Annotated in this window: 11 protein-coding genes; 9 read left to right on the top strand and 2 right to left on the bottom strand. The window is 64.0% G+C overall.

Going from position 1 to position 10,398, the window contains the following annotated elements; all coding sequences use genetic code 11:
- Together D769_RS11720 and D769_RS11715 are read right to left on the bottom strand one after the other, a co-directional pair.
- Nucleotides 1–1,573, bottom strand: a 1,573-nt coding sequence (locus tag D769_RS11720; RefSeq protein WP_008645262.1) for an FAD-dependent oxidoreductase, incomplete at its 3' end; no start/stop codon positions are given.
- 102 nt (nucleotides 1,574–1,675) lie between these two features.
- The gene (locus D769_RS11715) at nucleotides 1,676–2,635 is read right to left on the bottom strand and encodes an MBL fold metallo-hydrolase (protein WP_008645261.1); all 960 of its coding nucleotides are present in this window, start codon (nucleotides 2,633–2,635) and stop codon (nucleotides 1,676–1,678) included.
- Nucleotides 2,636–2,852: 217 nt separating this feature from the next.
- On the opposite strand from D769_RS11715, the gene D769_RS11710 reads away from it, so the two are divergent.
- The 9 genes from D769_RS11710 to arsH form a co-directional block, all read left to right on the top strand.
- Entirely contained in the window at nucleotides 2,853–3,638 is a 786-nt protein-coding gene (locus D769_RS11710; RefSeq protein ID WP_008645260.1) for a helix-turn-helix domain-containing protein, read from the top strand.
- The gene (locus D769_RS11705) at nucleotides 3,635–4,441 is read left to right on the top strand and encodes an IclR family transcriptional regulator (RefSeq protein ID WP_008645259.1); all 807 of its coding nucleotides are present in this window, start codon (nucleotides 3,635–3,637) and stop codon (nucleotides 4,439–4,441) included. The genes D769_RS11710 and D769_RS11705 overlap by 4 nt, the downstream gene beginning before the upstream one ends.
- Nucleotides 4,442–4,623: 182 nt before the next feature.
- Nucleotides 4,624–6,123: a lytic transglycosylase F gene (locus D769_RS11700; protein ID WP_008645258.1), complete on the top strand. Its 1,500-nt coding sequence runs from the start codon at nucleotides 4,624–4,626 to the stop codon at nucleotides 6,121–6,123.
- A gap of 229 nt (nucleotides 6,124–6,352) precedes the next feature.
- Entirely contained in the window at nucleotides 6,353–7,171 is an 819-nt protein-coding gene (locus D769_RS11695) for a class I SAM-dependent methyltransferase (RefSeq protein WP_008645250.1), read from the top strand.
- Between the two features lie 193 nt (nucleotides 7,172–7,364).
- Nucleotides 7,365–7,694, top strand: coding sequence for a metalloregulator ArsR/SmtB family transcription factor (locus tag D769_RS11690; RefSeq protein WP_008645248.1), 330 nt, complete (start codon nucleotides 7,365–7,367; stop codon nucleotides 7,692–7,694).
- 3 nt (nucleotides 7,695–7,697) lie between these two features.
- Nucleotides 7,698–8,186 (top strand): ArsI/CadI family heavy metal resistance metalloenzyme, encoded by a 489-nt coding sequence (locus D769_RS11685; RefSeq protein WP_008645246.1) that lies wholly within the window; start codon nucleotides 7,698–7,700, stop codon nucleotides 8,184–8,186.
- Nucleotides 8,187–8,254: 68 nt separating this feature from the next.
- Nucleotides 8,255–9,325: an ACR3 family arsenite efflux transporter gene (gene arsB / locus D769_RS11680; protein WP_008645243.1), complete on the top strand. Its 1,071-nt coding sequence runs from the start codon at nucleotides 8,255–8,257 to the stop codon at nucleotides 9,323–9,325.
- A gap of 9 nt (nucleotides 9,326–9,334) precedes the next feature.
- Nucleotides 9,335–9,757 (top strand): arsenate reductase (glutaredoxin), encoded by a 423-nt coding sequence (gene arsC / locus D769_RS11675; RefSeq protein ID WP_008645240.1) that lies wholly within the window; start codon nucleotides 9,335–9,337, stop codon nucleotides 9,755–9,757.
- Nucleotides 9,754–10,398 (top strand): arsenical resistance protein ArsH (arsH, locus tag D769_RS11670; RefSeq protein WP_008645239.1); only part of this gene is annotated, 645 nt, incomplete at its 3' end. The genes arsC and arsH, both read left to right, overlap by 4 nt.

Genomic DNA, 10,398 nt, shown 5'->3' with positions numbered 1-10,398 from the left:
TGGCCGCCACGCCGCCCGCGTCGCGCAGCACGATCGCGCCGGGCCAGGCTTCGGCCGACGCCGAAATGGCCGCATCGGTCACGAACACTACGCGCAGCGGAATGTCTCCCTGCTGCAATTGCGTCAGCGCTTCGCGGCAGGCGACGTCGATGCCAGCCGGCGCGCCAAAGATCAGCGCTACGAAGTCATCGCCCAGATGCGGCAGCAGCCACGGCTTGCCTTGCGCGCCGGCCACGGGGGCATCGACGCATGCTGCGCCCGGCACCATCTGGCCGGAGAACGATTCCGCATCGGCAGTGTTCAGCGGCGAGTCGCGCAGCACCGCCGGCACCGACAGCCGGCCACTGTTGACCAGTTGCCGCGCAAACGCGTGGTCGCGCGCCAGTGTCAGCACCGCGTCGCGGAAGATGCGGCTGACCGCGCTCTTCGGCGTAATGAAATCGGTCGAGCGCGTCGAGTTGAGGATGTTCTCGTCGGCCGCGAATTCGCGTTCGCTGGCGTAGGTATCCAGCAGGCTTTCCGGCGCCTTGCCCTGCAGCACGTAGGCCAGTTTCCAGGCAAGGTTCTCGGCATCCTGCACGCCGCTGTTCGCGCCGCGCGCGCCGAACGGCGAGACGCAGTGGGCCGAATCGCCCGCGAATAACACGCGACCGTGGCGGAAGCTGTCCATCCGCACGCACGAGAACGTATAGACGCTGACCCATTCGAGCTCGAATTTCGCATCGGGGCCAAGCAGCGCCTGCACACGCGGCAGCACGCGCTCTGGCGTCTTCTCGAATGCAGGATCGGCATCCCACCCGAGCTGGAAGTCGATGCGCCAGACGTTGTCGGGCTGCCGGTGCAGCAGCACCGACTGGTTCGGATGGAACGGCGGGTCGAACCAGAACCAGCGCTCGGCCGGGAACGGCGCTTCCATTTTCACGTCGGCAATCAGGAAGCGGTCTCGGAACGTATGACCGTGGCTCTCCAGGCCCAGCATCTTGCGCAGCGGGCTGCGCGAGCCATCGGCAGCCACCACGTAGGCACCGCGCAGCGCGTAGCAGCCATCGGGCGTTTCGATCGTCAGCGCCACGTGGTCCGCATGCTGCTCGATGGCAACTGCCTTGCTCTTCCAGCGGATCTCGATGTTGGGCATCGTCTGCGCGCATTCGAGCAGATAGCCCTCGAGGTAGTACTGCTGCAGGTTGATAAACGCCGGCCGCTGGTGGTCGGATTCGGGCAACAGGTCGAACGCAAAGACCTGGCTGTCCCGCAGGAAGACCTTGCCCAGGTTCCAGCGCACGCCCTTGTCGACCATGCGGTCGCCACAGCCGAGTCGATCGAAGATGTCCAGCGTGCGCTTGGCGAAGCAGATTGCACGCGATCCGACCGAGAGCATGCAGTCGTCGTCGACCACCACCACCGGCACGCCGTGGCGGGCCAGGTCGATGGCGGTGGCCAGGCCAATCGGCCCGGCCCCGACCACGATCACTGGATGAGGGACGGCATTGGTCGATGCCCCCCGCTGCTCGGCGCATGGTACGTAGTCGTACTGGATGCGCTGGTAGTCGATGTCGACCTTGGTACTGCTCATGGTGTCTCCATCCACGCACTTGCGGCGCTTGATACTGCTTTCTGTTTGCTCCCCTCTCCACTTCATGGGAGATGGGGACCACAATCAACAACCTAACAACGCTCAGTCCTGCAGCGCCGCCCACATCTCCTGGTCACGCTGCGCCGTCCAGATACGGGGATGCGTGACGCCGGCCGCCTCGTCGAAGGCGCGCGACACGTCGAACGGCAGGCAGTGTTCGTAGATGAACACCTGGCCGAACTTCGGATCCATCGACTTGCGCGTATGCGCCATCGCCGCCTTCAGGTCCATCTTTCCGGCCACGGCTTCCTTGCCAGCCTGGAACAGCGTGGAGACGAAATCCTTGGTGTAGGCCAGGCCCTTGGCCACGTCCTCGCGCGTAGTCAATGCAGGGCCACGGCCCGGCACCAGCTTCTCGGGCTGCAACGCGGCCAGCGCGTCGAGCGTGGCGGGCCATTGCTCGAGCTGGGCATCGCCGCAATAGCAGGCCGCGTCGTATTCGACCAGGTCGCCCGAGAACAGCACCTTCTGCTGCGGCAGCCACACCACGGTGTCGCCCTTCGTATGGCCCGCGCCCAGATGGGCGATGCGGACTTCGAGCTTGCCCAGGAACAGCGTGATTTCGCGTTCGAACACGAGCGTCGGCCAGGTCAGACCCGGCACGGTTTCCACGCCGGCGAACAGACGCGGAAAGCGCTCGATCTCGGACTTCATGTCGGCTTCGCCGCGCTCGACGATCATTTCGTAGGTGCCACGGCTGGCGATGATCTGCTGCGCGCCTTCGGCGAAGTACGCCGACGCGCCGAGCACACGCACCGCGTGGTAGTGCGACAGCACCACGTACTTGATCGGCTTGTCCGTGATCGCGCGGATCTTGGCGATCAGGTCCTGCGCCATGGCGGGCGTGGCGGTGGTGTCGATGATCATCACGCCGTCATCGCCGATGATCACGCCGGAATTGGGGTCGCCCTCGGCCGTGTAGGCGTAGGCGTTTTCGGAAAGCTGGGTGAAGGTGATCTGCTTGGCTTCCAGGTCGGCCTGGGATGCGAATGCTTTTGCCATGTCTGTCTCTTTATGGGAATCGTGGGGAGCGGTATGGGAATCTTAGGAATTCGGCTATTTTTAGTCAATGGCAAATTCAATTGCTATTCGCTAAATACCCCGCAAACCCTTGTATTGACGTGACCCGCCCCGGGAAAACCCTCATCCAGCATGGCAACAGGGGGCGCCTTGCGAGGCGCATGGATTACCATTTGGACTTTTCAGGCAAGGCACAGGCATGGCACGCACGCCGGGCGAGGGTTCGGGCAAGACGCAACGCGGCATCCAGAGCGTGGAGGTCGGCGGCCGCCTGTTGCAGGCGCTCGCCGATGCGCGACGTCCACTGCCGCTGGCCGAACTGGCGGCTGCCGCGCAACTGGCCCCGGCGCAGGCGCACACCTATCTGGTGAGCCTGATGCGGCTGGGACTGATCAAGCGCGAGCACGTGGACGGCTACTACGAACCGGGCCCGCTGGCGCTGCGGCTTGGCATGATGCGGCTCGACAATGAGCCGGCCTACCGTGCCGCTGTGCAGCGCGTGCGGACGCTGGCCACCGATATCGGCTTCAACGTCGCCATCAGCCTGCCCACGCCGCAAGGGCCGACCATCGTCGACTACGCACCGGCCGGCACCTCGCTGCATCTGAACCTGCACGTCGGCACGGTGATGGCGCTGGCCACCACCGCGACGGGACGCGCCTACTGCGCGTTCCAGCCCGAATCGCACTGGCAGCCGATCTGGGCGCAGCAGCAGACACCGGCCACGGCCTCCACCCTGCCCGCCTTTCTCGAAACACTTGCCGCCGTCCGCGCACGCGGCACGGAGCGCAGCATCGATTCGCCGAGCCCGGCCGTGAGCAGTCTGGCGATGCCATTGCTCGACGACGACGGCACGCTGCGACTGGTGCTGACCGCCATCGGCTCCACCGGGGCGATCGACGTCGCGTGGGATGGCCCGGTGGCTGGCGCGCTACGTGCCGCGATCGGCGATATTGCCCGCGCGATGAAGGAAGGTGACGCATGAGCGACGAGATCCTGGCGGACGCCGCCAAACCCCAACGCGGCATCCAGTCGCTCGACAACACAGGCCAGTTGCTCGGCGCGCTGGTCGATGCGGGGCAGCCACTCTCGCTTGGGGAACTGGCGCGCGCGGCGGGCATGGTGCCGGCCAAGGCATTTCCGCATCTGGTCAGCCTGCAGAAGATCGGACTGATTTCCCGCAACGCCGATGGCGACTTCCAGGCTGGTACGCTGGGTCTGGAACTCGGCCTGATTGCGCTGCAGCGGCTCTCCCCGACGCGCGAGGCGGAGCCGGAGGTCATCGCTCTGGCCCATGCCACGGGGTTGTCGGTGGCGATGGCCGTCCAGGGGCCGCTAGGTCCCACCGTGATCCGGCTCGAGGAATCGGCCCGTCCGCAGCACGTGAGCCTGCGCGTGGGTACCGTGCTATCGATGGTCAATACGGCGATTGGCCGCGTGGTGGCGGCGCATCTCCCCGACGACCTGCTGGCCGACGCGCTCGCGCAGGATGCTATCCGCATGGCGGGCACTGCCTTCGACGGCCCGTTGCCATCCGGATACCTCGAACGGCTGCGCGGCATCCGCGCCGGCGGCATCGACCACGCCGTGAGCCGGCCCGTGCCCGGCATCGACACGCTGGCCGCACCGGTGTTCGACCACACCGGCGCCCTCGCCCTGGTGATCGCGGTGATGGGCAGTAGCGGCAGCTTCGACAGCCGGCTCGACAGCGATACCGCCCAAGTGGTGCGGCAGGCCGCGCGGCGGCTGTCATGGCGATTCGGCGCGAGCGGCACGGCGCCCGCCTGACCTGGCGCACCGGCCACCGCCGGCTTCGCGGCCTGCCCTCATCGGAACCTCTACGGAACCTCTACGATCGCCAATTGCCCGTCTATGCTTAGTCAACGGACGGCGATTGCCTGCGCATCCGGGCCCGCTCCCGGTGGCCGGCATCCGCGTGCCAGCAGGACCTGACTGTCGCGAGGTGTGCAATGGTCAACGATCGAAGGCGGTTCCTTGTCATCGGCGCCCGCGCACTGGCCGGCGCTTCCATCACGTGGTCAGGACTGGCGGCGGCAGCGACGCCCGCCATTCCAGCCCCCAAGGAAAAGCGGCTCACCCCTCCGCGCCAGCTCAACCTGACGAACAAGCCCTGGACCGGTGACTTCGATGGCATGTTCAAGCACCGCACCATTCGCGTGCTGGTGCCCTACAGCCGCACCCTGTACTTCAACGACCGGGGACGCGAGCGGGGCGTCACGGCGGACACCGTGCGGGATTTCGAGCGCTATATCAACAAGACCATGGCCGATCAGCTTGCCAAGCGGCCGCTCACGGTCTACATGATTCCGGTCACGCGCGACCGTTTGCTGCCCGATCTCAATGCCGGTCTTGGCGACATCGCAGCCGGCAATCTCACGGTCACCGACTCCCGGCTCAAGCAAGCGGACTTTGTTGTCGGGCAGACCAGCAAGCCGATCCGGGAGCTGGTCATCACGGGCCCGAAATCCCCCACGCTTGCCACGCTCGACGACCTGGCTGGCAAGGCCGTGCACGTGCGCCCCAGCAGCAGCTACTACGAAAGCCTGACCGCGTTGAACGACCGCTTCCGTAAGGCCGGCAAACCGCAGATGCGCCTGGTGCTGCTACCCGACGCGCTGGAGGACGAAGACGCACTGGAAATGCTCAACGCCGGCACGCTGCAGATCCTGGTGGTCGACGACTGGAAGGCGCGCATCTGGGCCCAGATCCTGAAGCGCATCAAGGTTCGCGATGACCTCGCGGTACGTGAAGGCAGCAAGATCGGCTGGGCAATCCGCAAAGGCAGTCCAAAGCTGAACGCGGTCCTCTCGGACTACAACGACAACTTCATCAAGAAGCAGGGCATCGCCGACTACCGGCTGAAGCAATACATGAAGGTCATCAAGCAGATCTCGGACAACACCAACGGCGCGGAGATCAAGCGGTTCCAGGACACCCTGGCGTTCTTCGAGAAGTACGGCAAGCTCTACCATTTCGATCCGCTGATGCTGGCGGCGCAGGGCTTCCAGGAGTCCCAGCTCAATCAGAACGCGCGTAGCCATGTGGGAGCGATCGGTGTCATGCAGATCATGCCGGCCACTGGGAAGGAACTGAACGTCGGCAGCATCAGGATCACCGAATCCAATATCCACGCGGGTACCAAATACCTTGACCAACTGATGACGAGGTACTTCTCCGATGCGAATTTCTCGGAATCGGACCGGCCACTGTTTGCATTCGCCAGCTACAACGCCGGGCCGGGAAATATCTCCAAGATGCGCACCGAAGCCAAGGCTCGGGGCCTGAACCCGGACAAGTGGTTCAACAACGTCGAGATCGTGACCTCCGAGCGGATCGGCATCGAGACCACCACCTACGTGCGCAACATCTACAAGTACTACGCCGCCTACAAGCTGATCGAGGATGCGCAGGAAGAACGAAGCCGCGCCATGGAGAAGGTGACCGGGTAAAGCCTGGCCACGGCACCGGGTCTGGTGCCCGGCTCATACCGACGGCGTATCTGGGATCACCGATGCCATCGCCTTGCCCGTCGCCCTCATGCATATGGATGGGGTCAATGGATTGAGCCCGCTCTGTGTATAAAACGGATGTGGGGTTTCGCACCGAACGTCGTGCACGGCCGGAACACTCTCTCTGCCATCGCCATCAGGGCGATGCACCGATCGTCGGGAGACAACCATGAGCACGGCCGTCGCGCAGGACACCATCAATCGCAAGGCATGGCGCAGCTGGGGAGCCAGGAGGTGGTTCAAGATCCTTTCGGACTGGACAGACCCCGGAGAAGCCGCGGCGATAGCCTTCGTGGCCGATGCCGTGCGCGACACACCCATCCTCGACGTCGGCGTAGGTGGCGGCAGAACGGTACCGATGCTGCGCAAGCTGAGCCAGCATTACGAGGCCATCGACTACATGCCGGAGATGGTGGAGATCTGCCAGCACAATCATCCTGATATACGCGTCAGTCAAATGGATGCGCGTGACCTGTCAGCATTTGAAGACAATACCTTCGGCCTGGTGGTGTTCAGCTTCAATGGCATCGATGCCGTGGACTACGCCGGACGCCGCGCCGTGCTTGCCGAGTTCGCCCGCGTGCTGCGCCCGGGCGGTATGCTGGTGTTCTCCACGCATAACCTGCACGGCCCCACCTATCGCGAGAACCTGACACAGTTCCTGCGCTTGCCCGCATGGTCCAACAACCCGGTACGACTCGGCTTCAACGTCGCGCGCGCAGTCGTCAACCTGCCGCTGGCCACCATCAACTTCCTGCGTAACTCACAACTGAACCGCGAGTTCGATGGCTACGCGGTGCGGGTGTGCGCTGCCCACAAGTTCGGCATCGTCATCGTCTATACGGACGTGCCCACCCAGTTGCGCGAGTTGAAGGCCTGCGGCCTGCAGACCGAAGCGGTGTTCGGCAACTTGAACGACAAGGCGTTTCAGCCCGGCGACCCCCTCGACGACGTCAACTGGTTCCACTTCGTGGCGCGAAAGTTGTAGACGCTGCGGCAGCGGTGTTTCGAGCACAAGGACCCTCGCCTCGCGCGGGGATCCTTGCTGCGGCTGTCGCGGCCTTCGCTGAGGCCGAACTGGTGACGATCAACACGCTTGTGCCCATTCGCCACGCGTTGGCGGTCACCGACACTTCCAATCTTCCATTGCACGGTTTCCATGTTTCGACTATATTCGAAACATGGAAACCGATAACGCTCTCGAAGCCCTCGCCGCGCTGGCCCACGGCATCCGCCTGGCCGTTTTCCGCCTGCTTGTGCAGGCCGGGCCCGAAGGCCTGCCGGCTGGCCGCATTGCCGAGCTGATGGAGATGCCAGCGTCGTCGCTGTCGTTCCACCTCAAGGAACTGCACCGCGCCGGACTGCTGGCGAGCCGCCAGGAGGGCCGCTCGATCATCTACATGGCTCGATTCGAGACCATGAACGCCTTGCTGGGCTATCTCACCGAGAACTGTTGCGGCGGCGCGCCGTGTTCGCCGGTGTCCTCCTGTTCAGTCGCCACGGAGTCCTGAACCATGAAGCGCTTCCACGTCCACGTCAGCGTGGCCGACCTGCCGGCCAGCATCCGCTATTACTCGGCCCTCTTCGATGCAGAACCGACTGTCGTCCGGGACGACTATGCCAAGTGGGCGCTGGACGATCCACGCGTGAACTTCGCCATATCCAATCGCACCGAGAAGCTGGGCGTGGATCATCTCGGGATCCAGGTGGAGACGGACGCCGAGCTTGCCGAGATGCAGGGGCGGCTGGCCAACGCCGACCTGCCCATGCAGTCCCAGTCCGAGACAAACTGCTGCTACGCGACCTCGAACAAGCATTGGTCAGTGGACCCAACGGGTATCGCCTGGGAATCGTTCCACACGCTGGGCAACGCGCCGACCTATGGCGAATCGCGCGATCGCAATGCCGAGGCCTCCGCTTGCTGCGTGCCGGTTCAATTGAACGCCACGCCGAAGCCATCAACCAAGACCGCCTGCTGTACGCCGGAATCCGGCTGCTGCTGAGTTATTTCCCTGACACGCCGATACCCATCTTCGGATGGGGGCGCGCGTGCTTGTCTCAATCCCGCACCATGTCCGAACAACTCGACTACGCCCCCGCCGATATAGCACGTCACTCCGCGATGAGTGTCTTCGAGCGCTATCTGACGGTCTGGGTGGCGCTTTGCATCGTGGCCGGCATCCTGCTCGGCCAATGGCTGCCAGCGGCGTTCCACGCCATCGGCGCGATGGAAGTCGCTCAGGTGAACCTGCCGGTCGGCATACTGATCTGGGTCATGATCATTCCGATGCTGATCAAGATCGATTTCGGTGCGATGGGCCAAGTGGCAGGCCACTGGCGTGGCATCGGTGTGACGCTCTTTGTGAACTGGCTCGTCAAGCCGTTCTCGATGGCATTGCTGGGCTGGATCTTCGTGCGCCATCTGTTTGCGGGCTGGCTGCCGGCCGATCAGCTCGACAGCTACATCGCCGGCCTGATCCTGCTGGCGGCGGCGCCTTGCACGGCGATGGTGTTTGTCTGGTCCCAGCTCTGCAAGGGCGATCCGTACTTCACGCTTTCGCAGGTGGCACTCAATGACGCGATCATGGTCGTGGCCTTCGCGCCTGTTGTCGCGCTGCTGCTGGGCCTGTCGTCGATTACCGTGCCGTGGGACACGCTCATTACCTCGGTTGCGCTCTACATTGTCGTGCCGGTGCTGATCGCGCAGGTCATCCGGAAGGTGTTGCTGGCCCGAGGCGACGCTACGTACAAGCGCGTGGTCGGCGCACTCGGGCCCTACTCGATCACCGCACTGCTCGCAACGCTGGTGCTGCTGTTCGGCTTCCAGGGGAATGCCATCGTCGAACAGCCGCTGATCATCCTGCTGCTGGCCGTACCGATCCTGATCCAGGTCTTGTTGAACTCCGGCCTGGCCTATCTGCTCAACCGCAAGCTCGGCGTAGCGCATTGCGTGGCCGGCCCGTCGGCGCTGATCGGCGCAAGCAACTTCTTCGAGCTGGCCGTGGCGACCGCGATCAGCCTGTTCGGCTTCCAATCCGGCGCGGCGCTGGCCACTGTCGTCGGTGTGCTGATCGAAGTGCCAGTGATGCTCTTCGTGGTGGGCGTCGTGAACCGCTCGCAGCACTGGTACGAATCGCACTGAGGTATCCCCATGACCGTCACCATCTATCACAACCCGGCGTGCGGTACGTCACGCAATACGCTAGCCATGATCCGCAATGCGGGCATCGAGCCGATTGTCGTCGAATACCTGAACATGCCGCCGGACCGACAGACCTTGCAGTCGATGATCCGCGCCGCCGGTCTTTCCGTGCGCGAAGCAATCCGCGAGAAAGGCACGCCCTACGCCGAGCTTGGCCTCGGCGATCCCGCGCTGACCGACGACCAACTGTTTGATGCGATGCTGGCCCATCCGATCCTGATCAATCGGCCCTTTGTGGTCACCGAGCTTGGCGTGCGGTTATGCAGGCCGTCGGAAGTCGTGCTGGATATCCTGCCGGCGCCGCAACAAGGTGCGTTCACCAAGGAGGACGGCGAGTCCGTGATCGACACACAAGGCCGGAGGATCCGATGAACGTGGATCTGCCCAACGTCGTCCCTGCGGTGCTCGATACGCCTGACCTCTGCAAGCTGGAGCCCGCACGCATCAGCACCCACCCGCCGCGCATCCTGCTGCTCTACGGATCGCTGCGAGAGACGTCTTATAGCCGCCTGCTGGTGCAGGAAGCCGAACGAATTCTTCAGCATTTCGGCGCGGAGACCCGCGTGTTTGATCCAAGCGAGTTGCCAATGGCCGACAGCGTGCCTGCCGATCACCCGAAGGTGGTTGAGTTGCGCAAGCTCTCTGAGTGGTCGGAGGGCCAGGTGTGGTGCAGCCCCGAGCGCCACGGCACGCTGACGGCCGTCTTCAAGAATCAGATCGACTGGTTGCCGCTGGAGATGGGTGGCATCCGCCCAACGCAGGGCCGCACGCTGGCCGTGATGCAGGTGTGCGGCGGCTCGCAGTCCTTCAACGCCGTCAACGCGCTGCGCGTGCTGGGACGCTGGATGCGCATGGTGACGATTCCGAACCAGTCGTCGGTTGCCAAGGCCTACCAGGAGTTCGACGCAAGCGGGCGAATGAAGCCATCGTCCTACTACGACCGCGTGGTCGATGTCATGGAAGAACTCTACAAGTTCACGCTACTGGTGCTGTGCGTGAGCACGAGATTCGAT

The sequence above is a fragment of the Cupriavidus sp. HMR-1 genome (assembly GCF_000319775.1).
Taxonomy (GTDB): domain Bacteria; phylum Pseudomonadota; class Gammaproteobacteria; order Burkholderiales; family Burkholderiaceae; genus Cupriavidus; species Cupriavidus metallidurans.
This window is presented reverse-complemented; position numbering and strand designations above follow the sequence as displayed.